At 61.2% G+C, this 22,029-nt stretch carries 19 protein-coding genes; 4 read left to right on the forward strand and 15 right to left on the reverse strand.

The window, feature by feature from the left end; all coding sequences use genetic code 11:
• Positions 1-97 precede the first annotated feature (97 nt).
• Positions 98-1,792: a urocanate hydratase gene (gene hutU / locus GVN17_RS25850; protein ID WP_166598125.1), complete on the reverse strand. Its 1,695-nt coding sequence runs from the start codon at positions 1,790-1,792 to the stop codon at positions 98-100.
• Positions 1,793-2,219: 427 nt separating this feature from the next.
• Between hutU and GVN17_RS25855 the strand changes: the two genes are divergently transcribed.
• Both GVN17_RS25855 and GVN17_RS25860 read left to right on the forward strand, forming a co-directional pair.
• A complete protein-coding gene (locus GVN17_RS25855; RefSeq protein ID WP_166598126.1) occupies positions 2,220-2,804 on the forward strand; it encodes a sigma-70 family RNA polymerase sigma factor in 585 nt (194 codons plus the stop codon).
• On the forward strand, positions 2,801-3,442 hold the full coding sequence (locus tag GVN17_RS25860; RefSeq protein ID WP_166598127.1) for a DUF1109 domain-containing protein: 642 nt from the start codon (positions 2,801-2,803) through the stop codon (positions 3,440-3,442). Before GVN17_RS25855 ends, GVN17_RS25860 begins: the two co-directional genes overlap by 4 nt.
• 57 nt (positions 3,443-3,499) lie before the next feature.
• On the opposite strand, the gene GVN17_RS25865 is transcribed toward GVN17_RS25860, so the two are convergent.
• The 7 genes from GVN17_RS25865 to hutC form a co-directional block, all read right to left on the reverse strand.
• Positions 3,500-4,240, reverse strand: coding sequence for an anti-sigma factor domain-containing protein (locus GVN17_RS25865; protein WP_166598128.1), 741 nt, complete (start codon positions 4,238-4,240; stop codon positions 3,500-3,502).
• A 196-nt stretch (positions 4,241-4,436) separates the two neighbouring features.
• A complete protein-coding gene (locus tag GVN17_RS25870) occupies positions 4,437-5,162 on the reverse strand; it encodes an anti-sigma factor domain-containing protein (RefSeq protein WP_166598129.1) in 726 nt (241 codons plus the stop codon).
• A complete protein-coding gene (locus GVN17_RS25875; RefSeq protein WP_166598130.1) occupies positions 5,159-5,713 on the reverse strand; it encodes a sigma-70 family RNA polymerase sigma factor in 555 nt (184 codons plus the stop codon). The genes GVN17_RS25870 and GVN17_RS25875 overlap by 4 nt, the downstream gene beginning before the upstream one ends.
• 99 nt (positions 5,714-5,812) lie before the next feature.
• Positions 5,813-6,343, reverse strand: a complete 531-nt coding sequence (locus tag GVN17_RS25880; RefSeq protein WP_166598131.1) for a DUF3455 domain-containing protein — start codon at positions 6,341-6,343, stop codon at positions 5,813-5,815.
• A 110-nt stretch (positions 6,344-6,453) separates the two neighbouring features.
• Positions 6,454-7,632 carry a Na+/H+ antiporter NhaA gene (nhaA, locus tag GVN17_RS25885; protein ID WP_166598132.1) on the reverse strand — a complete coding sequence of 393 codons (1,179 nt, stop codon included), beginning with the start codon at positions 7,630-7,632 and terminating at the stop codon, positions 6,454-6,456.
• Between the two features lie 84 nt (positions 7,633-7,716).
• A complete protein-coding gene (locus GVN17_RS25890) occupies positions 7,717-8,310 on the reverse strand; it encodes a HutD family protein (protein WP_166598133.1) in 594 nt (197 codons plus the stop codon).
• Positions 8,307-9,017, reverse strand: a complete 711-nt coding sequence (gene hutC, locus GVN17_RS25895) for a histidine utilization repressor (protein WP_178115765.1) — start codon at positions 9,015-9,017, stop codon at positions 8,307-8,309. The genes GVN17_RS25890 and hutC overlap by 4 nt, the downstream gene beginning before the upstream one ends.
• A gap of 196 nt (positions 9,018-9,213) precedes the next feature.
• Here hutC and GVN17_RS25900 point away from each other — a divergent pair, with 196 nt between their 5' ends.
• Positions 9,214-10,578: a formimidoylglutamate deiminase gene (locus tag GVN17_RS25900; RefSeq protein ID WP_166598135.1), complete on the forward strand. Its 1,365-nt coding sequence runs from the start codon at positions 9,214-9,216 to the stop codon at positions 10,576-10,578.
• Between the two features lie 138 nt (positions 10,579-10,716).
• Here the strand turns inward: GVN17_RS25900 and GVN17_RS25905 are convergent, their stop codons facing one another.
• From GVN17_RS25905 to GVN17_RS25935, 7 genes are all read right to left on the reverse strand, one after another.
• Entirely contained in the window at positions 10,717-11,259 is a 543-nt protein-coding gene (locus GVN17_RS25905; protein ID WP_256665389.1) for a lipocalin family protein, read from the reverse strand.
• 41 nt (positions 11,260-11,300) lie between these two features.
• Positions 11,301-11,555: an outer membrane protein assembly factor BamE gene (gene bamE, locus GVN17_RS25910; protein WP_081563693.1), complete on the reverse strand. Its 255-nt coding sequence runs from the start codon at positions 11,553-11,555 to the stop codon at positions 11,301-11,303.
• Between the two features lie 349 nt (positions 11,556-11,904).
• Complete coding sequence (locus GVN17_RS25915) at positions 11,905-12,507, reverse strand: DUF924 family protein (protein WP_166598137.1); 603 nt, start codon at positions 12,505-12,507, stop codon at positions 11,905-11,907.
• 2 nt (positions 12,508-12,509) lie between these two features.
• Positions 12,510-13,520 (reverse strand): class 1 fructose-bisphosphatase, encoded by a 1,011-nt coding sequence (locus GVN17_RS25920; protein ID WP_166598138.1) that lies wholly within the window; start codon positions 13,518-13,520, stop codon positions 12,510-12,512.
• 182 nt (positions 13,521-13,702) lie between these two features.
• Entirely contained in the window at positions 13,703-15,088 is a 1,386-nt protein-coding gene (locus GVN17_RS25925) for a DUF3999 domain-containing protein (RefSeq protein WP_166598139.1), read from the reverse strand.
• Positions 15,085-17,952 (reverse strand): DUF2339 domain-containing protein, encoded by a 2,868-nt coding sequence (locus GVN17_RS25930; protein ID WP_371928620.1) that lies wholly within the window; start codon positions 17,950-17,952, stop codon positions 15,085-15,087. Before GVN17_RS25930 ends, GVN17_RS25925 begins: the two co-directional genes overlap by 4 nt.
• Positions 17,953-18,200: 248 nt before the next feature.
• Positions 18,201-20,684, reverse strand: a complete 2,484-nt coding sequence (locus GVN17_RS25935) for a glycogen/starch/alpha-glucan phosphorylase (RefSeq protein WP_166598140.1) — start codon at positions 20,682-20,684, stop codon at positions 18,201-18,203.
• A gap of 312 nt (positions 20,685-20,996) precedes the next feature.
• Between GVN17_RS25935 and pip the strand changes: the two genes are divergently transcribed.
• Entirely contained in the window at positions 20,997-21,968 is a 972-nt protein-coding gene (gene pip / locus GVN17_RS25940) for a prolyl aminopeptidase (RefSeq protein ID WP_166598141.1), read from the forward strand.
• Positions 21,969-22,029 lie beyond the last annotated feature (61 nt).

Consider the following 22,029-nt stretch of genomic DNA (forward strand, 5'->3'; position numbering starts at 1 on the left):
TGAGCTTGCTCGCGAAGGCGTCAGGTCTGACTCCATGACGGCGTCTGATAGGCCGCTATCGCGAGCAAGCTCACTCTTACAAGGGGTTCCGCCTGACTTACTTGATCATCGGCAGATTCAGGCCCTGCTCTTTGGCGCAGTCGATGGCGATCTGGTAACCGGCATCGGCGTGGCGCATGACACCGGTGGCCGGGTCGTTGTGCAGAACGCGGGCGATACGCTCGGCCGCTTCGTCAGTGCCGTCGCAAACGATGACCATGCCCGAGTGTTGCGAGAAGCCCATGCCGACGCCGCCGCCGTGGTGCAGCGACACCCAGGTCGCGCCGCTCGCGGTGTTGAGCAAGGCGTTGAGCAATGGCCAGTCGGACACCGCGTCCGAGCCGTCTTGCATCGATTCGGTTTCGCGGTTCGGGCTGGAAACGGAGCCGGAGTCCAGGTGGTCACGACCGATCACCACCGGCGCCGACAGCTCGCCACTGCGCACCATTTCGTTGAACGCCAGGCCCAGCTTGGCGCGCTGGCCCAGACCGACCCAGCAGATACGTGCCGGCAGACCCTGGAAGCTGATGCGCTCGCGGGCCATGTCCAGCCAGTTGTGCAGGTGGTCGTCGTCCGGGATCAGTTCCTTGACCTTGGCGTCGGTCTTGTAGATGTCTTCCGGGTTGCCCGACAGCGCGGCCCAGCGGAACGGGCCGATGCCACGGCAGAACAGCGGACGGATGTACGCCGGGACAAAACCCGGGAAGTCGAACGCGTTGCTCACGCCTTCTTCCTTGGCCATCTGGCGGATGTTGTTGCCGTAGTCGAAGGTCGGGATGCCTTGTTTCTGGAACGCCAGCATCGCTTCGACGTGTTCGGCCATCGATTGCTTGGCGGCCTTGACCACGGCAGCGGGTTCAGTGACAGCGCGGTCGCGGTACTGCTCCCAGGTCCAGCCTTTTGGCAGGTAGCCGTTGAGCGGATCGTGGGCGCTGGTCTGGTCGGTGACCATGTCAGGGCGCACGCCGCGGCGGACCAGTTCCGGGAGGATTTCAGCCGCGTTGCCCAGCAGCGCGATGGAGATCGCCTTGCCTTCGGCGGTGTACTTGGCGATGCGGGCCAGCGCGTCGTCGAGGTCAGTGGCTTGCTCGTCGACGTAGCGGCTTTTCAGGCGGAAATCGATGCGGCTCTGCTGGCATTCGATGTTCAGCGAGCAGGCGCCAGCCAAGGTCGCGGCCAGAGGCTGTGCGCCACCCATGCCGCCCAAACCGGCGGTCAGGACCCAACGGCCTTTCAGGTTGCCATCGAAGTGTTGGCGACCGGCTTCAACGAAGGTCTCGTAAGTGCCCTGAACGATGCCCTGGCTACCGATGTAGATCCAGCTGCCAGCGGTCATCTGGCCGTACATGGCCAAGCCTTTTGCGTCCAGTTCGTTGAAGTGTTCCCAGTTCGCCCAGTGCGGCACCAGGTTGGAGTTGGCGATCAGCACGCGCGGGGCATTGCTGTGGGTCTTGAACACGCCGACCGGCTTGCCGGATTGCACCAGCAGGGTCTCGTCGTCATTCAGGTGGGTTAGGCTTTCGACGATTTTGTCGTAGCACTCCCAGTTACGCGCCGCACGACCGATACCGCCGTACACCACCAGCTCGTTGGGATTCTCGGCGACTTCCGGGTCGAGGTTGTTCATCAGCATGCGCAGCGGCGCTTCGGTCAGCCAGCTTTTTGCGGTCAGTTGGGTGCCCCGGGAAGCGCGGATTTCCACGTCGCGGCGTTTGGTCCATTGCTGAGCTGGGGTTTTGTTGTCAGTAGTCACGTCACAATCCTCGATGGTCAATCCGGCCCAGGCACTGGGCTGACGGTGCCTGTGTCGAACAGGCGGAATATGGGTCTGGCAGATCTGGCGCCGCTGACAGTGAATCGAAGCGGTGCACTCACAATACTCTTGCATACTCATATTTACTTGTACATACAAGCATATGCAACCTAAAGGCCAACTTGCTTCGTCCACGTTTCGAAACCCCGCCAGCCCGCGCAGTTCGTGACGTTTCTATGTTTCGTGGTATTGCAACTATGGGCCTCAAGGCGTTACGGGATTCCCGTGATTGTTACTTTTAGGTGCGACCGCTCCCTGACGGTGCATTAGGTAACAGAAAATTGAATTGTTTGTGGCAGCGGTTGGGCTTCTACTGCGCCTGCGATTTACAAAGAAAATTTCAACGCGGATGTAACCAGGGCGACCGATGGACCGAATTACAGATCACGCTGCGCACACCACTGCCTTGCGGACCCGGGAAACGCAGCTTCAATCGTTGTTTCTGGCCGGTCAGGACGGTAACGAGCGGGCTTACAGGACCTTTCTGACTGACTTGAGCACTCACTTGCGAGGCTTTTTGCGCGCGCGGCTTCAGCGTCAGCCCGGTGAGATCGAAGATTTGCTGCAAGAAGTGCTACTGGCCGTGCACAACGCCAGGCATACGTATCGGGTCGATCAGCCGTTGACCGCCTGGGTGTTTGCCATTGCTCGCTATAAACTCACGGATTTTTACCGTGCGAGGTCCAGGGGCGATGTGTTCAACGACTCGCTGGACGACACCGCTGAGCTGTTCGCCGAACCCGAGCTTGAGCCTGCACAGGCCAGTCGCGATTTGAGCAAGCTGTTGGGCGATCTGCCTGACCGTCAGCGCTTGCCGATCATGCATGTGAAGCTTGAGGGGTTGTCGGTGACAGAAACCGCGAAGATGACCGGGCTTTCCGAGTCGGCGGTCAAGATTGGCGTGCATCGCGGCCTCAAGGCGCTGGCGGCACGCATACGAGGCACACGATGAAAACCGATGATCTGATTTCCATGCTCGCGGGCGGCGTCGCCCCGGTTGATCGCGGGCAGCTTGCCAAGCGTTTCGGCCTGGCAGTGGTGCTCGCCGCGCTGGGTTCGTTATTGATGGTGTTGGTGAAGTTTGGCGCCCGGCCTGACCTGATGGAGGCTGCCCAGACGCCGCTGTTCTGGGGCAAAATCGCGTTCCCGGCGTGCCTGGGCGCGGGTTCGTTGTGGATGGTCCTTCGTCTGGCTCGACCTGGTCTGAGCGCGGGTTCGGGGCGCTGGCTGGTGGGGGCGGGCGTATTGCTGGTCTGGCTGGCGGGGGTGATTGCCTTGATGCAGGCGCCTGCCGACGCGCGTGTCGCGATGATCTTTGGCAAAACCTGGAAAGTCTGCGCGATCAACATCGTGCTGTTGTCGATTCCGGGCTTCATCGCGATCTTCTGGGCGCTGCGTGGCATGGCGCCGACCCGTCTGCGTCTGGCGGGGGCCAGCGGCGGATTGCTCGCCGGTTCGCTGGCGACCATCGCCTACTGCCTGCATTGCCCTGAAATGGAAATTCCGTTCTGGGGCGTCTGGTATCTCATGGGGTTGGTGGCATCCACCGTAATCGGTGCGCTGGTCGGGCCTCGGGTATTGCGCTGGTAGGCACGGCGGAGCACCGAGCGACGGCTGACAGGATTGCATTCAGTCAGCCGTTGTCGCTCAACCCGCCTTCACCGCTTTACCGATGAACTGAATCGGCCCGCTTGGCTTGTTGATCGGCGAGCCACCGGCCTTTTCCAGCGACAGCTCGAACACCTGATTGGGTTGCAGTGGCGGCAAGCGATCCGTTGGCACGTTCAGCGTCTGGCCCGGCCCGACGAGTCCGAGGGAAATCGGACCTTCCCAATCATCCGCCTGGGTCCAGAACTGCAACACCTTGCCCAGTGGCACCTCGACCTTGTCCACCGGCACCAGTTCGATACCGCGCAGGTTGCTCGCCTGAATCACCCAACTGGCGGTGTGATTTTCGGGGGAAGAGAGCACGGCCAGAAAGGCTGGCGCTGGCGGGGTCGGAATCTGGCCCAGCAACTGGGTGGTCAGAATCGCCGAGGCGGCCAATCCCATGCCCGCCAGCCCGCGCCACAATCCGGCGTTGTCCCACCACTGGCTACGACGTTTCAGTCGTTGAGCTTTGCCACCCGGCTGCGTAAACGGCAGCGTACCCATCGTGCGGTCGATGCGCCCCCAAAGTCTAGGCGGTGGTGTCTTCTGCGGTTCGGCCATTTCGGTCAGGGTCAGCAGCCGAGACCGCCAGGCATCAATGGCCTTGCGCAAGGCCGGGTCATGGGCCAGACGCTCTTGTACCTCAACCCGTTGCTCAGCCGTCAGTGTGCCGAGCACGTACTCGCCGGCCAGGGTCTGAACGTCGAGATCCGGAATCTTGTCTTGTTTTTCACTCATCCAAAAACACTCCCGCCACACGGCCACGCCGTGCTCGATACAGGCGTTTACCGTGCCCGACGGCGCACCAGATGCGTGTGCGATGTAGTGCTGAGAATAACCGCCGACGCATTCCTGAAACACATCGTTACGACGCACGGAAGGCGAATTTTCAGGGTCGTTTCGTCAGCGCCCATCCACTCATTTCCCCAGCGGCTCAAATCACCTTCACGGCGCGACCAATGAATTGAATGGGGCCTGTTGGTTTGTTGATCGGCGAGCCCGTGGATTTCTCAAGGGTCAGCTCGAATAACTGGTTGGGCTGCAGCGGCGGCAGGCTGTCCAGCGGCACGCTCAGCACTTGGCCTGGCTTGACCAGCCCAAGCGACACCGGGCCCTGCCAATCGTCGGCCTTGGTCCAGAATTGCAGCGCCTTGTCTTCGGGTATCGAGGTTTCGCCCAACGGGATCAGCTGAATATCACGGCTGTCGCTGGCCTGAATCACCCAGCCCGGCGCCTTGTCCTGCGGCGCGACGAGCACCACCAGATAAGAAGGCACCGGTTTGGGTGCATGCTGCGTCACCAGCAACGCCGCCATTACCACCGAAGCGGCGACTCCAAAACCGGCGACGCTGCGCCACAGGTTAAGGCTGTCCCACCAACGCGGCGCTCGATCCACTCGTGGCTGTGAGAAAACCGACAACGAATCGAGGCTGTGCTCGATTCTGTTCCAGAGAGAGGTGGGCGGCGTCTGCGGCTCTGCCAGATCAGTGAGCGAGAGCAATCGGGCTTCCCACTCGTCGACCGCCCTGCGTAGCGCAACATCGTGTTCAAGGCGCTGCTGAACGTCAGCCCGTTGCCCAGCGGAGAGCGTGCCCAGTACGTATTCACCGGCCAGGGACTGGACATCGTCGTCAGAGGGGGTGCCTGGTTGTTCGATCATCCTATGCACTCCCGCAGCGAAGCCAGGCTGCGCTTGATCCAGGCTTTCACCGTGCCCAAGGGGGCGCCCAGTTTTTGCGCGATCTGTTGATGAGAGTAGCCATCGACGTAGGCATGAAAAATACAGTTGCGACGCACCGGCTCCAGTTGTTCGAGGCAGGTGTGGATTCGGCCCGGGTTGACCCGCCAATCGAAGGCGTCATGGGTCTCTTGCCAGCCTTCGACCGTTGTTTGCACGTGGCTGTCATCGTCCGTTGACACTTCCCGCGCGCTGTTGCGCACGCTGTTAAGCGCCAAATGCCGAGCCACCGTGAACATCCACCCACGGGCGCTGCCACGGGAGGGGTCGAAACTCGCCGCGCTGCTCCATATCTTGATAAAGGCGTCGTGCACGATGTCCTCGGCACGCGCGCGGTCGATCACAATGCGTTGCACCACACCGAGCAGACGCGGGCTTTCCTGCTCATAAAGACGTTGCAGCGCCCGCCGTTCACCGCGGGCGCAGGCAAGCAACGCTGCTTCATAGTCAAACGGTGTCTGAGGTGCGGACAAATTGATCGGCCATCCATGGGAGTGTGTGCGATCACGGTTGAGGTCGCTTGCGCAGGAGCATAGCCCGTTTACTGCGCAAGACCTCTGAAACCGTCGTGATCAGTTGCTGGCCCAGAAAATGTAATCAGCCTGATACTTGACCACTTCTTTCGCGCCTTTGTTGGCGGCCGAACACGTTGTGGAGGGCGCTACGCCGCCTTTGAGCGCTACGCGTTGAATGTAGGTGACGCCGTGCATGGCACCTTTACCTTCGGCGGGATTGGCCTTGACCAGTTGATACGGCAGGTTGCCCTCGCCCGATGGCGCAACCGCCAACTGGGTGCCGGTGATTTTCGAACCGTCTTTCGCTTCCCACGTTGCCGGTGGGCCGAAGTAGGTCCCGACCTGTTGGCCCTTGCGATCATTGAGCACCGCCTTGGGGCCGACGAACGTCCATGCCATTTCGCTGGCGTTGTCTGCTTTGGTTTTGCACTCGTAGGTGATTTCGCCGACGCCAGTGGTTTCCATGCTGACTTTGTGACCGGCCGGGACCTTGATGCTGTCCGGCAAATCCGCCTGAGCGAAGGCTGAAGACGCACACGTGAAAGCCAGGGCGCTTGCGGCCAGGCAAAGGTAGTGTTTAGCGTTCATCGCAGTTTCTCCTGAGGGTATTTCAGTGGGCAGCGAAGGGCTGCTGACTGTACTACCCGCCAGAACCGGATCTGGATGCAGCGGTTTGAAAAAAATGTTCAGGAAGCGGCTCAGCGTTGCGCCAACTTGCTGCGCAATAGGGCGATGCCCGCCAGCGCGGACAAAATCGATCCCATCAGCACCCCGATTTTTACCTCGTCAATCAAATGCGGCGCGCTGGGGAATGCCAGGTTGCCGATGAACAGGCTCATCGTGAAACCAATCCCGCATAGCAACGCGACACCGTAGAGCTGCATCCAGTTACTGCCCTCGGGCAATGTTGCCAATCCCGACCGAATCGCCAACGTGGCCGCGAGAAACACGCCAATCTGCTTGCCAGCGAACAAGCCCAACGCAACCCCCAGCGGCACCGGGTCCACAAGGTTGCCCAGGCTGACGCCCGACAGTGACACGCCTGCGTTGGCGAACCCGAACACCGGCACCACGGCAAACGCGACCCAGTAGTGCATCTTTTCCTCCAGCAACAACAGCGGCGAACGGGCCTCTTCCTGCCGTGTGCCGAGCGGAATGCACAGCGCCAGCGCGACACCGGCCAGCGTCGCGTGCACGCCGGATTGCAGGACGAAAAACCACAGCAGCAGGCCCAGCAACAGATACGGCAACAGTCGCTGTACGCCCATGCGGTTCATGATCACCAGCACTGCCAGCGTGGCGAACGCAGCGCCGAGCATCGGCAGGTTGAGGCCGGTGCTGTAGAACAGCGCGATGATCGTGACCGCACCCAGATCGTCGAGAATCGCCAGGGCGGCGAGGAAGACTTTCAGCGATGTCGGCACGCGCTTGCCGAGCAATGACAAGACGCCCAGCGCGAAGGCAATGTCGGTGGCCGCCGGAATCGCCCAGCCGCCGAGGGTTTCGGCGTTGCCGAGATTGATGCCGACGTAAATCAGCGCGGGTATCAGCATCCCGCCCGCCGCCGCAAAACCGGGCAGGGCGCGCTGGCCCCAACTGGCGAGGCCACCGGCGAGCACTTCACGTTTGATCTCCAACCCGACCATCAAAAAGAAGATCGCCATCAGGCCGTCGTTGATCCACAACTCCACCGAAAGGCCGCCCCAGACGCTGTGAAGCGCGGCGAAGTAGAACGCGGCCATGGGCGAGTTGGCGACGATGATCGCGGCAAGCGCTGCCCCCATCAACACGATTCCGCCTGCGGATTCCGACGCAAGGAAACTGGCGAGAACGGCGAGGGCGCGTGGGGTTTCTTTTTGGGGGCTGGGCGATGTCATGCGCGTCCTTGTGTCAGTTTTTTTAGGTCTGCCCCGGTAGCGCTCACGGCCTTCGGCCAGATGCGTGGGGCTGCCATCGGGTTTTCAGATCGCAGTCAGCTCAATTACGCAAACCCGACTCGCCGTTGGCGCATACAGGACCACTTCCACCAGCGCCCCTTCCTTGTTATCCAGTTGCAAACAATCGTGTTTTTCCAGCAACTGCGGCGGATGCTCGCCCACGTTGGCCGCCATCTGCTCGGCCGCGCTGAACACTACGAACACATTCGCCGAGCTGAAGAAGCGCTGAGGCTGCAGCACATCGATCCATTGCAGGCGTGCGCGATAACGGGTTGGCGCGTAGATCAGGTTGAAGTCGCGAATCGGCCCGTTCAACAGCGTGCACGACACCTGACTGTCACCGCTGAACGCGAATGGATCGGACGGCAGCAACGGCTCGCTGTTTTTGCCATCGATGTTCAGCGTCATGCCCGCGCCTTGCAGCACCGTGATGATGCGCAGATAACCGGCGAACACCGAAAAACCGCCCGACTCGCCAATATCCGCAATCGACAGGCGCCAGCCGAAGCCGTCCAGCCCTTGGCCTGCATCGCGGGTGATTTCTTCGGTGCTGCCACCGCCGTTTTTCCAGGGCATGCGCGGGTAGTCGGCGGCACGCAGAACAGTCAGCTGAGTCATTTGGTGAAACGTCCTTCCAGGCGGTGGCGTGAGCCGGGGTGGATCAGGCGGGCGGCGGTCACCGGTTGACGGCCCGACCACGTGCGGCGGCGAACCAGCAGGCAGGGTTCGCCTTTTTCAATTTGCAGCAGCTTGCATTCATCCGGGTCCGCCAGAATGGCCTCGACCACGTGCTCACCTTCGGTCAGCGGAGCCACCTGATTGAGGTAGGCGTAAGGCGTCTGCTTGGTGAAGTCCTGTTGCAGATACTCGGGTGCGACAGCCGCGTTGACAAAACGGTCCTCGATTTGCACGGGAATGTCGTTTTCAAAGTGCACGATCAACGAGTGGAACACCCGCTGGCCTTCGCGCATGTCCAGCGCCAATGCGCGCTCGGAACCGGCGGCCTCTTCGCAGAGGATGATGACTTGACAGGTGTGGGTGTGGCCGCGAGAGGCGATTTCGTCGGCAATGTTGTGCACTTCGAACAACGCGGACTGAGTCTTGGGTTCAGCGACGAAGGTGCCCACGCCCTGCATGCGCACCAGCATGCCTTCGGCAGTCATTTCGCGAAGGGCGCGGTTGATGGTCATGCGGCTGAAGCCCAGTTGGGTCACCAGTTCGCTTTCGGACGGCACGCGGTGATGCGGCGGCCAGGTTCCGTTCTGGATCTGCTGGGTGATCATTTGCTTCACCCGGGCGTAGAGCGGCGCCGGACTGTCACCCATCTGGGCGGCCAGTGGAGAATTGGCAGGCGGAGTCGGCACAGAAAAATCCTTGTTATAAGCAAAAACAGTGGGTGAAGAAGCTGCAGACAGCGCCCACGCTAACCATTAACGCGAGCGCCGACAAGCTTGCCGCAGTTTACCGGGCAGGCAAACGTCTGTATATGTATAGACAATTTCACGCGAGGGGTGCGAAACGATGTCAGTTTTCTTTGCCGAACGAGCGTTATTGCCAGCGGGCTGGGCCAATAACGTGCGTTTTGAGGTCGGTGCTGATGGTGTTCTGACCAATGTCCAGTCCGACGCCGAGCGTCAGGGTGCCGAACTGATCATCGGCCCGGTGGTGCCGGGCATGCCGAATCTGCACTCCCACGCGTTCCAACGCGCGATGGCCGGGCTGGCGGAAGTGGCGGGCAACCCCAACGACAGCTTCTGGACTTGGCGCGACTTGATGTACCGCCTCGTCGGCCAGATCAGCCCGCAGCAACTCGGCGTCATCGCTCGTCAGCTGTACATCGAAATGCTCAAGGGCGGCTTCACCTCGGTCGCTGAATTCCATTACGTGCATCAGGACGCAAACGGCAAGCCTTACGCCAACCCTGTCGAGCTGGCGTTGCAGGTCAGCCAGGCGGCGAGTTCGGTCGGCATCGGCATGACCCTGCTCCCTGTGCTGTACACCCACTCTGGATTTGGCGGACTGGCGCCCAACGAGGGCCAGCGTCGATTCATCAATAGCACCGAAAGCTACCTGAACCTGCAATCGGACCTGAAACCTATTATCAGCGCACAACCGGCCCAAGCGCTGGGCTTGTGCTTCCACTCGCTGCGCGCCGTCACCCCACAGCAGATCAGTGATGTACTGGCCGCCAGCGACAAGCAATGCCCGGTTCACATTCACATTGCCGAACAGCAGAAGGAAGTCGATGACTGCCTGGCGTGGAGTGGTCGTCGCCCGCTGCAATGGCTGTACGAGAACGTCGCGGTCGACGAGCGCTGGTGCCTGGTGCACGCAACCCACGCCGAAGCCGACGAAGTGGCCTTGATGGCGAAAAGTCGCGCCATCGCGGGGCTGTGCCTGACCACCGAAGCGAACCTTGGCGACGGGATTTTCCCGGCGGTGGACTACATCGCACAGGGCGGACGTTGGGGCATTGGTTCAGACAGCCACGTTTCGCTCAGCGTTGTCGAAGAACTGCGCTGGCTGGAATACGGTCAGCGTCTGCGGGATCAACGTCGTAACCGGTTGTACCGTCCGGATCAACCGATGGTTGGTCGCACCCTTTACGACGCCGCACTGGTGGGCGGTTCGCAGGCAATGGGTCAGCCGATCGGGGCACTTGAAGTCGGCAAGCGTGCAGACTGGCTGGTGCTGGATGGCAACGACCCGTATCTGGCCACGGCGTCGGGCGACGGCATTCTAAACCGCTGGCTGTTTGCGGGCAGCGACCGGCAGATTCGTGAAGTCATGGTGAACGGCCAATGGGTGATTCGTGACGGGCGGCACGTGGACGAAGAGGAAAGCAGCCGCGCGTTTGCGCAGGTGTTGAGGGAATTGCTCGGGTAAGACCAGCGGTGATCAGTCTGTAGAAGCGAATTTATTCGCGAAACGGGGGGGACATCCGACGCTGATCTGTCGTCTGGTCTACCTTCGCGAATGAATTCGCTCCTACAGAGGGTGTGCGTACGTCAGTGGAATCGGGGATCAGTCGGCGGCTTTCGCCACCTTCGAATCCTCGATCCGCCAGATCAGCTTGGTCGTGTCATACCCCTGCTGCTGCGCTTTCATCATCAGTTCGTTCTTCACCGACTCCGACACGTGGGCGGTGCGCGACAGCAGCCACAGGTACTTGCGATTCGGGTTGCCGACCAGCGCGACCTTGTAATCGTCGCTGACGTACAACACCCAGTAATTCCCCTTGGCCACGCCCGGCGCGAGATGCGAGAACCAATTGTCAAACACCACCCACAGCTTGTCGGTCTTGCCTTCAACTTGCGGCGACGCCGTGCCGGTCGCTTCTTCCCACTTGCCGTCCAGCGTGCGGCAGCGGTTGGTTACGGCGATGTTGCCGTCGTCTTTCAGCTTGTAATGCGCCTCGGATTGCGCGCAATTGCGCTGGAAGAACATCGGCATCCGCGCCAATTCGTACCAGGTGCCCTGATAACGTTTCAAGTCCACATGGTCCGCCGTGCGCGGGGCCATGGATTCCGCTTCCGGCTCGACCGCGCAGGCGCTCAACCCGATCATCGCCAGCGCCACGGCCGCAGCGCGCATCATGAAACCCACCTTCATTTCAGCCCCTGACCCGAATACAGCACGACTTTATCGGCCGCGTATTGAACGCTGATAAAGGTCTTCTGGTCGCCCCACGTGCAGCTCGACATCCCCAGTGCACCCGAGCATTCAGTCGGGCTGCCCAGCAATTGTTCGATTTGCGCCTTGGACATCCCCGCCGAGATTTTCGAATAGTTTTCCTGATTGATCTTGCTGCACGCGGCCAGCAGCACGCAGAACGACAACAACGCGAGAGATCGCAACGACATGGGTGAGGCTCCTGAATCGAGAGGGGGCAGCGTCACAGCGATTGGCCTCTGGCGCAAAGCACTGACGTCATGCCGAAAGCTTAGAAGAGAAAGGGTGGGTCTGGTTCCGTGGGTGAACTCGCTTACGCTGCAATCTGTTTTTGATTCTGCCCGAAGGGCGTAGGAGTCTAGCTTGCTGACGATCTGTCGGGGTCGCGCTCGACCGTGAGGCGGCAGCAAATGCCGCAAATGCGGTGTATCTGGCATAACCGAGGTGTCTGATCTTGCTACCGGTTCCCGGCAGATCGTCTGACCGCAGCCCGGAGCAAGCTTGCTCCTACGCCTTCGGCAGAAGCAGATCGTGCAACGCTCAAAACCTCGACCCAGGACCCTTCAAAAACGCCATCTCTTCCTCCGTCGAGTCCCGCTCCAGCACCTCATTGCGATGGGGAAATCGCCCAAACCTCTCGATCACCACGCGATGTTTCTTCGCATAGTCCAAGGTCTGCTTGAAATACCCGCGCTCAGCCTCTGGCACCGAGGGCAATAGCTCGGTGAACCGCTGGATAGCATCGTCCTGGGCGGCGAGGTGTTCGGTGTGTTCGAGAACGAGGTAGATGAAGGTGCGTTGCAACGGGGCCAGCCATAAGTCCCGTTCAAGCGTCAGTCCTTCCTGGACCAGTTCTTGAGCACGTTTGTCACCCGCATAGGCCAAAGGGCTGTTGCGGAAGATCATGCGAGGGAGTTGGTCGAGGAGCAGCACCAGGGCGAGCCAGCCTTCAGGGGTTTCAGCCCAGTCGGACAATTCGCCCTGGAGCGCCTGATCGACCAGAGCACCGAAACGCTGGCGCGCGTCGGTGTCCTGAGAGGCTTTCTTGCCAAACCACAGCGTGTTTTTCGCCTTGGCGATTTCGGTCGGTGATTCGGCCGAACCGAACCACCACGCCAGCACCGGCAGCCAGGGCGAGTTCACGGTTATTCCTGGTGGTACGACGTTGCGCGTTCCACTTCCTCTTTCGAGCCCAGGAACACCGCCACACGCTGGTGCAGGCCTTCAGGCTGGATGTCGAGGATGCGCTGGTGGCCGTTGGTGGACGCGCCGCCCGCTTGTTCAACGAGGAACGACATCGGGTTGGCTTCGTACATCAAACGCAGCTTGCCCGGCTTGGACGGCTCGCGAGCGTCGCGTGGGTACATGAACAGACCGCCACGGGTCAGGATGCGGTGCACGTCGGCGACCATCGCAGCCACCCAACGCATGTTGTAATTCTTCTTCAGCGGGCCTTCTTCACCGGCCAGCAGCTCTTCGACATAGCGTTTGACCGGGGCTTCCCAGTGACGCTGGTTGGACATGTTGACGGCGAATTCCTGGGTGGACTCCGGAATCTTGATGTCTTCATGGCTCAGCACGAAGCTGCCCATTTCGCGGTCAAGGGTGAAGCCTTTAACGCCGTCGCCGAGCGTCAGGACCAGCATGGTTTGCGGACCGTAGATGGCGTAACCGGCAGCGACCTGTTGAGTGCCTGGCTGCAGGAAGGCCTTTTCGTTCAGGGCTTCGTTCTGGCTCAGGTATTCATTCGGGCAACGCAGCACCGAGAAGATGGTGCCGACCGGGGCGTTGATGTCGATGTTGGAAGAGCCGTCCAGTGGGTCGAACACCAGCAGGTACGCGCCCTTCGGGTATTTGCCCGGGATCTGGTAGGCGTTGTCCATTTCTTCGGACGCCATGCCTGCCAAGTGACCGCCCCACTCGTTGGCTTCCAGCAGGATTTCGTTGGACATCACGTCCAGCTTCTTCTGCACTTCACCTTGAACGTTCTCAGTACCCATGCTGCCGAGGACGCCACCCAGGGCGCCTTTGGATACTGCGTGGCTGATTTCCTTGCACGCACGCGCCACCACTTCGATAAGGAAGCGCAGATCGGCAGGAGTGTTATTGCTGCGGGTCTGCTCAATCAGATAGCGACTCAGGGTAACGCGGGACATGGAGAGCTCCGGAAGAAGGGAAATAAAAAACGCGCACAGTTTAACGCGTGTAAGGACTTATTACTGCCTGTCAGACCGACTCTGTAGTGATTGAGTTCACGGGCTACATGAGCGTAGACGTTCGACCGTGACAAGTTGAGGTGCCACGTTCGCGTTTTTTCACCTGCAGGATCGGTTCAGCTTCAACGCTTCGAATTCGATGCGCGCAACGTGCCAATCGCCATCCATCCCAAAAAAATCACCCCCAGCACCAGCACGCTCCACAGGCCGATGCGTTTCCAGTCCGGCCCCGAGGCGACGGGGGCGGCAGGCGCTGCAACGGCCACCGGCGTAGTGGTCAATCTGGCCGTGCCCAGCGCTGCCAGCTTCTCCGACGTCACGCCGGGCACCAACGTGTTGAGCGGCAGGTTTGCGCCTTTGATGGTCGCGTTGCCGATGGCAAGGCTGTAAGGCGGTGCACCTCGGCCCAGGAACACCACTTGCGTGGCGCGCACGGCGAAGCGGAGTTTTGGTGCTGCATTGCCCAAACCACCGCCGCGATCATCGACTTCGAGTTTCAGTTGCCGGACGACATTGCCGGGCAGCGCCATTTCATCCTGCACCACTTCCTGGCCGTTCTGAGTCAGCCGATAGAGCAGGCCGTCGTCGATGAGCTGCCATGGGGCGTTGTTGTCCGCCCGGCCATACAGCGTGGCCGGCGCGAGGCTGTTGGGCTGAGTGATGTCGACTTTCATGCGCTCCAGCGGCAGGGCCACCGGAAGCTGCCAGACATACACGCTGGGCTTTTCGACCGTGCCGGTGATGCTCGGCGACCAGCTCAGCGGCATCACGCCGGGGCGTGTGCTGACCAATTGCGCAGAGGTCAGCGTCGGCGCCGATTGCGGGTTGGTCCACAGCAGACGCAGATAGCGAGCGTTGCGTCCAGGCAAGGTCACGACGCGCTGTTCGACCCGCTCGTCCGCGAACGAAAGCCGCGCCACCTGACCCTCACCCCATCGCTTCCAGTGCTGCAAGTCGTCGCTGGCCTCGATGCTGAATCGCTGAAAACCATCGCGCTCGGCGTTCCAGTCGAGAATCAACTGGTCCAGCGGCGCGTTGATGGCGCTGGTGTCGAGCAGCCAGCCGCGCAGGATTTCTTCGCCTGCCTCGATCTCGCCCTGGGGCTGGACTTCGACCAGCGTGCCGGTGGTGGTGCGTTCGACGCGGATTTTCGGCTCGGCGTCCTTGGCGTCGTCGCTGTTGTAGAGGGGGAACCACTTCACATCGACGGGGGTTTCGTCTTCGGCGCGCTGCGGCTGACTGAGGGTCAGCGCGTACGGCTGGGCCTGACCATCGGCGTTGAAAATGCGTACGTCGTTGAGGTTGCCTTGACGTGCGTTCAACTGCGCGGCGAGTGGCAGCTCAAGGCGATACCACGGCCCTTCACCGCTGACGCTCAACGGTGTGTGGCTGGCGAAATCGTCCGGCAAGTCTTCGGCTTGAGCGAACAGCGCGGCGCACAGCATCGATCCGAAAACAGCGGCCTTGACGAGGGACTGACGGCTCAACAACGAACTCCTGATTTTCATGGCGATGCCGAATCAATGGGCGCTACGTCGTCTGACGATGGACTGCGCGTAGGTTTCTTCGGCGGCAATGGTGCGAAATATCCCACCACGAGCAGCAGAATGCCAACGCCGATGAACGAGACGATTCGCTCAAGTCCGCCGCGATTGCTCAGCTCGATGAAGAACAGTTTGGCGACCACGATGCCGATCAGCACCGCGCCGACAATCCACACATCCCGCCGTTTGCGCAGATGGCCGCCGATCATCAGCGCCAGCGCCATCAGGGTCCAGACGATGGACAGGCCCGCTTGCACGCGCATCGATTCGAACAGCGCGTCGGTGTGCCAGGCAACGCCCGCCCAATGATGCGCGGTGCGCATGACCATGGCGGTGACCAGCGCAAAGACCGAAGCCCCGGCGATGACCAGCGCCACTTTGCGCGCATGATCGGGACTGACGCCCAGCTGTGGCAGTTGCTGACGTGTCCAGCTGAAGATACCGGCGAGGGTGATCAACAGGCCCAGCTCCAACGGGTTGATCAACGGGAGGTAAGGCAGCGGATCGGCCGCCCCTTCGCTGAACCAGTTTGCAAGCCAGAACCACGTTAGCATCAGGACCGCCAGAGGCGCAGCGGCCCAGACCCTATATTCGCGAGGGTAGGCACTGACCGGCCACGGCACCGGCACCGGCCCATTGCGCGGCGCGGTCATCGCCAGCAAATAAAGGCTTGGCAGCAAGGCCCAACCCAGCCAGCGCCACGCGTTGTAGGACTCGGACAGGATCAACAGGCCGTAACGCAACTCCAGCGACAGCAAGCCGAGGATCAGCCAGCACCCAAGAACATGCGCTGTGCTGCGCAGGTGTCTATTGAGCACAGCGTCCAGCTTCTTCAGCGACAGGACATGAGCCGCGAACACCGCCACCCAGCCGAGCCAGCCCCAATCCGCAGCGGGGTGGTAATAAGGGTTGAACAGCATCAAGGCCAGCAGCGCGAGGCTGGCGGGCGTCAACAGCGTGCACAGCTGCGCCAGCCCCGACCATTTGAGGCGCAGCGACACGACGGTCCACAGCCCGACACTGAAGGCACCCAGCAGCAACAGCGTCGGGATTTCTCGGGCCCCCGGCACGTAATGGGTGCTGACGCACAGGGCGATCGACCACCACAGCGCGCCCCAGACCAACAGCGCAGGTTGCAGGACGCGTTCGCTGAACGCCAGACGCAACGTGCCGATCCGCTCTACGACGAAGGCGCTGATCAAGCCCGCCAGCCCGATGATCAGCGGCGTCCAGAAATCGCCATGATTGAAGGTCGGGCCGTCGTTCCACGCGGCCCAGCGACCCACCATTCCGAGAAACGCGAAGCCTGCGCCCAGTTGCAGAAGCAGACCAAAGAACCTCGCCAGCAGGCGGTTCTGCCGCATGCCCAACCAGAACACCGCAGCCCCCTCGACGGCCCAGGCGACGGTCGTCCACTGCGCGCTCAGCCCCAGAGGAATGGCCAGCGTCGCGAACACCACGCCGAGTGACAGGCAGGTTTCGACCAGCAGCAATGCCCGGCCCGGCGCGCGCCCGGCGAGCACCCGCGCGATGCCCATATAAAGGAGGCCCAGCACCAAGGCACTGAAGGCCGCGCCGAATTCGATGTGTTGGACGATGGCGTATTGCAGGCCGAACCCGGCGATGGGCGTGCCGAACAACAGGCTGCCATCGACGTAGTGACTGTGCTTCGCCGACCAGCGCAAGACCGCTTCGCGGCTGTCGTTTTCAGGGCCGGTGGCGTGCTCTTGAAGCTTGCGGCGGGCGAACAGTAAGCCAATGGCCAGGTACATCAGGAAGAACAGAATCAGGAACGGCTCGGTGCTCCAGAACAACTCCGGCGTGTAGGACTTCAAGCCCCACGCGCAGCCGATGCCGAACGTGCCGAGGAAGCCGATCAGGTTCAGCGGCCGCCACGCCTTGAACCAGGCGATGGCGAAGATCCCGGCGTTGAGCAGGGCGAAATAGCTGAATAGCGCGACGTGGCTGCCTTCGCCCGAGGAGGTCAGCAACGGTGCTGCGAAACCACCGAGCGCGGCCACACAGGCGAGGGCCAGGGAGTTTTGCGTCAGCGCGAGGATGGCGGAGAACACCGTCACCGCGACCAACAGGCTGAACGCCATGCCGGGCGCAAGCAGAGTGTGGACTTTCATCGCGGCGAAGACTGTCAGGTACAGCACCGCGACGCCCGTGCCTTGCAGCATCAGGGCGAAAGATTCGTTGCGCTGACGCAGCCACCAGCCCAATCCCAACAGCGCCAGCGCAGCCGCCGCGACCCCGGCGTAACGGGCTTCGATGGGCACGACCATGCCTTCGGTGGCGTAGCGCAGCAGAAATGCCAGACCGAGAAACAGCAGCACCACGCCGACGCGCAACACCGTGTTGCCACCGAGCAACCAGTCCTTGGCGCGGAGCAGGGCGCTGTCGAACAGGTTTGGCTGGGCAGGCACGGGAGCAACAGGGCGCAAGGGGGGAGGGGCATCGACCGGGCGGCGCCATTCGGAATCAGTGGTGGATTCAACAGGCTCAGGTTCGAGGTCTGGCAGATCCCAAAGCAACTCGGGGCCAGTGTCGGCGACGGGCTGGATATCGAGCGGAGCGGGCGCAGGGGCGTCTGGCAGTTGCGTGGCGGTCGAGTCCAGTTGGCTCAGACGTGCTTGAACGGCTTGGAGATCAAGCCGGGTTTTCGCCAGCTCGGCCTTCTGCGCAGCGGCTTCGCGCGCGACAGAGGAGAGGCGCAAGCTCAACCCCAGAGCCAGGCCGATAACCCCACCCACGGCGCCGCCCATCAGCGATTCGTCCAACACCGCTCCGATGAACAAGCCAGCCAACAGAAGAATCCATTGCACGCTACGACATCCCTTTTCGGCCGCAGAACGGCGATGGCGAGGAGTATATCGGGCGCCGGGGAAGAGGAAACATTTTGTGTCAGGACGCGAGAACTGCGTCGCTACAAGGGGTATTGCAAACTCCGTGTATCAGCACATTCGACGACAACTGATCCATCGTGTTTGCTGCCGGAGGTTACGACGGCAGCGCAGCGGCAGGTCAGTCGCGAAAAAGTGCAACTGACCCACCGCCGTCCTGCATCACAACATCAATCCAGCGCGTGCCAGATCTCGTTCGCGTACTCCCGAATCGTCCGGTCCGAGGAGAACCAGCCCATGCGGGCCGTATTGAGGACCGCTGAGCGCCACCATTCCTTGCTGTCGTGCCAGCGTTTTTCGACGCGGGCCTGGGCGTCCCAGTACGACTCGAAATCTGCACAGACAAAGAAACGGTCGTAGTTGATCAACTGCTCGATCAACCCGGCATAGCGATACGGGTCATCCGGCGAGAACACCCCGCCTCGGATCGCTTGCAGCACGTCGTTCAGGCGCGGCGACGACGCGATGTCGTTGTGCGCGTTGAACTCGCCCGCGTGTTTGCGCGCTTCGACTTCTTGCGACGTCATGCCGAAGATGAACATGTGTTCCAGCCCGACCTGCTCACTCATCTCCACGTTGGCGCCGTCCAGGGTGCCGATGGTCAGCGCGCCGTTGAGGCCGAACTTCATGTTACTGGTGCCCGATGCTTCGAGCCCTGCCGTGGAAATCTGCTCGGACAAGTCGGCAGCCGGAATGATGCTTTCTGCCAGACTCACGTTGTAGTTCGGCAGGAACACCACTTTGAGGCGACCGCGCAGGGTCGGATCGTTGTTCACCGTGCGGGCGATGTCATTCGCCAGTTTGATGATCAGCTTGGCCGAGTGATAACTGGCCGCCGCCTTGCCTGCGAAAATCTTCACGCGTGGCACCCAGTCGGTGCTCGGGTCGGCACGCATGGCCTGATACAACGCCACGGTGTGGAACAGGTTCAACAGCTGGCGCTTGTATTCGTGAATCCGTTTCACCTGCACGTCGAACAGCGCTTCCGGGTTGAGCGTGATGCCCAACCGCTCCTGAACGATGTTGGCCAGCGCGGTTTTGCTTTGCAGCCGTTGCGCAGCGAACGCTTGCTGGAACGCGGCGTTGTCGGCCAATGGCTCCAGTTTGAGCAGCGCGGTTTCGTGGTTGTCGAGGACCTGTTCGCCCAGTTTCTCAACCAGCATCGAGGTGAGCTGCGGGTTGGACTGGAACAGCCAGCGGCGGAAGGTGATGCCGTTGGTTTTGTTATTGATGCGGTCCGGATACAGCTTGTGCAGTTGAGCGAACACGGTCTTGCGCATCAGTTGCGTGTGCAGGGCCGACACGCCGTTGATGCTGTGAGAACCGATGAACGCCAAATTACCCATGCGCACGCGACGGCCATTGTCTTCTTCGATCAACGACACCGCGCGCAGCAGACCGAACAGGTCCGGGTCGTCCTTGTGTTCCAGGCGCACGTCGTCGATGTGCTGGGCGTTGATCATGTAAATGATCTGCATGTGGCGCGGCAGCATGCGTTCCATCAGGCCGACCGACCAGGTCTCCAGCGCCTCGGGCAACAGCGTGTGGTTGGTGTAGGCGAGGGTGCCGACGGTGATGCGCCAGGCCTCGTCCCACTCCACGTCGTACAGGTCGATCAAGATGCGCATCAGCTCCGCGACCGCAATCGACGGATGCGTGTCGTTCATCTGGATCGCGGCGTGCTCGGGCAGGCTGTTGATCGTGTAGCCCATGTTTTTGTGGCGGCGCAGCAGGTCTTGCAGCGAGGCCGACACGAAGAAATATTCCTGGCGCAGGCGCAGTTCCTGCCCCGCTTCGGTGCTGTCGTTCGGATAGAGCACGCGGGAAATACTCTCGGCGCGCACGACTTCCGCCACCGCACCCACGTGGTCACCGGCGTTGAAGCGTTCGAGGTGAAGGTCTTCAACCGCTCGTGCACGCCACAGACGCAGGGTGTTCACGGCCTTGCCGCGCCAGCCGACGACGGGGGTGTCGTAGGCAATCGCCCGGACGGTTTCGCCCGCGCTCCAGACCTGACGGGTCTCGCCCGAGGCATCCAGCACGGGCGTGCCGTTGCTGTCGAGGACCGGCTGAACGCTGCCGCCGAAGCCGATCTGGTAGATCACTTCCGGACGTTCGAACTCCCACGGGTTACCGAAGTCCAGCCAGTTCTCGGTCTGTTCCTGCTGCCAGCCATCGACGATGGCCTGACGGAACAGGCCGTGCTCATAACGAATGCCGTAACCGTGACCGGCGATGCCGAGGGAGGACATGCTCTCCATGAAGCACGCGGCCAGACGGCCCAGACCGCCGTTGCCCAGTGCAGCATCGGGTTCCAGCGTGCGAATTCTTTCCAGATCGACGTTCAGGCCTTTGAGTGCTTCACGTGCGGTTTCGAGGATACCGAGGTTGCTCAGGCTGTCGAACATCAGTCGTCCGATCAGAAATTCCAGCGACAGGTAATAAACGCGTTTCTTTTCCTGGCGGTAGATGTAGCGCGTGTGGTTCATCCACTTCTCGGCCATCTTGTCGCGAGTCGCCAGGGCGATGGCCATGAACCAGTCATGGTCGAACGCATGGTCGGCGTCTTTGCCGACAGCGAATTCGAGTTTGGTGAGTACAGCTTCACGAAAGGCTGCCACTTCAGCGTCACGAACGTTGGGTTCCGGAGACATCGGGTACGACCTCAAGTTGGTTGGACGATTGAATGGGGTTGATTGACTGTAGGGGGTGTCGTCGGTTATTTCCTGCCATCGGGCGAAATATCCGGTTGCACGCCCCTCGGTTCGACTCGAACAGCTCGCTCTGGTTCGCCGGTTTTTCAAGTTGTCAGAGGCTGCGAAGCACCTTGCATCGATCGTTCCAGTTTCCGCCGCTGCACACGATACGCGGCGTTCACTGCGCCAATATGATCATTTGTCATTTCGGGTTTATGATGCCCAACGGCAGATAGATAGAAGCCCCTGAATTGGACTTATGGAGCACCTATGCAGACTTTGTACCCGCAGATCAAACCTTATGCCCGGCACGATCTGGCAGTGGAAGAGCCTCATGTGCTGTATGTCGATGAAAGCGGCTCGCCGGAAGGCTTGCCGGTGGTGTTCATCCACGGCGGGCCGGGTGCGGGGTGCGATGCGCAGAGCCGTCGCTATTTCGATCCGAACCTGTACCGCATCATCACCTTCGACCAGCGCGGTTGCGGCCGTTCCACCCCTCACGCCAATCTTGAAAACAACACCACGTGGCACTTGGTCGAAGACCTTGAGCGCATTCGCAAGCACCTGGGCATCGACAAATGGGTGCTGTTTGGCGGTTCGTGGGGCTCGACCCTTTCGCTGGCCTACGCCCAGACTCATCCTGACCGTGTGCACGCCCTGATTCTTCGCGGCATCTTTCTGTGCCGTCCGCAGGAGATCAATTGGTTCTATCAGGAAGGCGCGAGCCGTCTGTTCCCCGATTACTGGCAAGATTACCTGGCGCCGATTCCGCAGGACGAGCGGGGCGATCTGCTCAAGGCCTTCCACAAGCGTCTGGTGGGCAGCGATCAGATCGCGCAAATGCACGCGGCCAAGGCCTGGTCCACGTGGGAAGGTCGCACCGCGACACTGCGTCCGAACCCGCTGGTGGTGGACCGCTTCTCCGAGCCACAGCGCGCGCTGTCCATTGCCCGCATCGAATGCCATTACTTCACCAACAACGCCTTCCTTGAAGAAAACCAGCTGATTCGCGACATGCCCAAGATCGCGCACCTGCCGGGGATCATCGTGCATGGCCGCTACGACGTGATTTGCCCGCTGGATAACGCGTGGGAACTGCACCAGAACTGGCCGAACAGCGAATTGCAGGTGATTCGCGACGCGGGCCACGCGGCTTCCGAACCGGGCATCACCGATGCGTTGGTACGCGCAGCGTCGCAAGTGGCGCGGCGTTTGCTCGATCTTCCGCCGGAAGAGGCTTGAAGTTCGGCCGCATACTTTCTGTAGGAGTGAGCTTGCTCGCGATTCCGGTCTGTCAGTCATG

It is taken from the genome of Pseudomonas sp. SLFW (genome assembly GCF_009905615.1).
Taxonomy (GTDB): Bacteria; Pseudomonadota; Gammaproteobacteria; order Pseudomonadales; family Pseudomonadaceae; genus Aquipseudomonas; species Aquipseudomonas bambusae.

Coding starts and splice junctions, on each gene's coding strand:
- GVN17_RS25905 (WP_256665389.1), bottom strand. CDS start 11,259: ATGATCGGGTTGAGCGCCTGCGCGGTCGAGCCGGAAGCGGAATCCATG.
- GVN17_RS25920 (WP_166598138.1), bottom strand. CDS start 13,520: ATGTCCCGCGTTACCCTGAGTCGCTATCTGATTGAGCAGACCCGCAGC.
- GVN17_RS25925 (WP_166598139.1), bottom strand. CDS start 15,088: ATGAAAATCAGGAGTTCGTTGTTGAGCCGTCAGTCCCTCGTCAAGGCC.
- bamE (WP_081563693.1), bottom strand. CDS start 11,555: ATGTCGTTGCGATCTCTCGCGTTGTTGTCGTTCTGCGTGCTGCTGGCC.
- GVN17_RS25880 (WP_166598131.1), bottom strand. CDS start 6,343: ATGAACGCTAAACACTACCTTTGCCTGGCCGCAAGCGCCCTGGCTTTC.
- GVN17_RS25865 (WP_166598128.1), bottom strand. CDS start 4,240: ATGAGTGAAAAACAAGACAAGATTCCGGATCTCGACGTTCAGACCCTG.
- GVN17_RS25935 (WP_166598140.1), bottom strand. CDS start 20,684: ATGTCTCCGGAACCCAACGTTCGTGACGCTGAAGTGGCAGCCTTTCGT.
- GVN17_RS25855 (WP_166598126.1), top strand. CDS start 2,220: ATGGACCGAATTACAGATCACGCTGCGCACACCACTGCCTTGCGGACC.
- GVN17_RS25890 (WP_166598133.1), bottom strand. CDS start 8,310: ATGACTCAGCTGACTGTTCTGCGTGCCGCCGACTACCCGCGCATGCCC.
- pip (WP_166598141.1), top strand. CDS start 20,997: ATGCAGACTTTGTACCCGCAGATCAAACCTTATGCCCGGCACGATCTG.
- GVN17_RS25870 (WP_166598129.1), bottom strand. CDS start 5,162: ATGATCGAACAACCAGGCACCCCCTCTGACGACGATGTCCAGTCCCTG.
- nhaA (WP_166598132.1), bottom strand. CDS start 7,632: ATGACATCGCCCAGCCCCCAAAAAGAAACCCCACGCGCCCTCGCCGTT.
- GVN17_RS25900 (WP_166598135.1), top strand. CDS start 9,214: ATGTCAGTTTTCTTTGCCGAACGAGCGTTATTGCCAGCGGGCTGGGCC.
- hutC (WP_178115765.1), bottom strand. CDS start 9,017: ATGGGTGACAGTCCGGCGCCGCTCTACGCCCGGGTGAAGCAAATGATC.
- GVN17_RS25860 (WP_166598127.1), top strand. CDS start 2,801: ATGAAAACCGATGATCTGATTTCCATGCTCGCGGGCGGCGTCGCCCCG.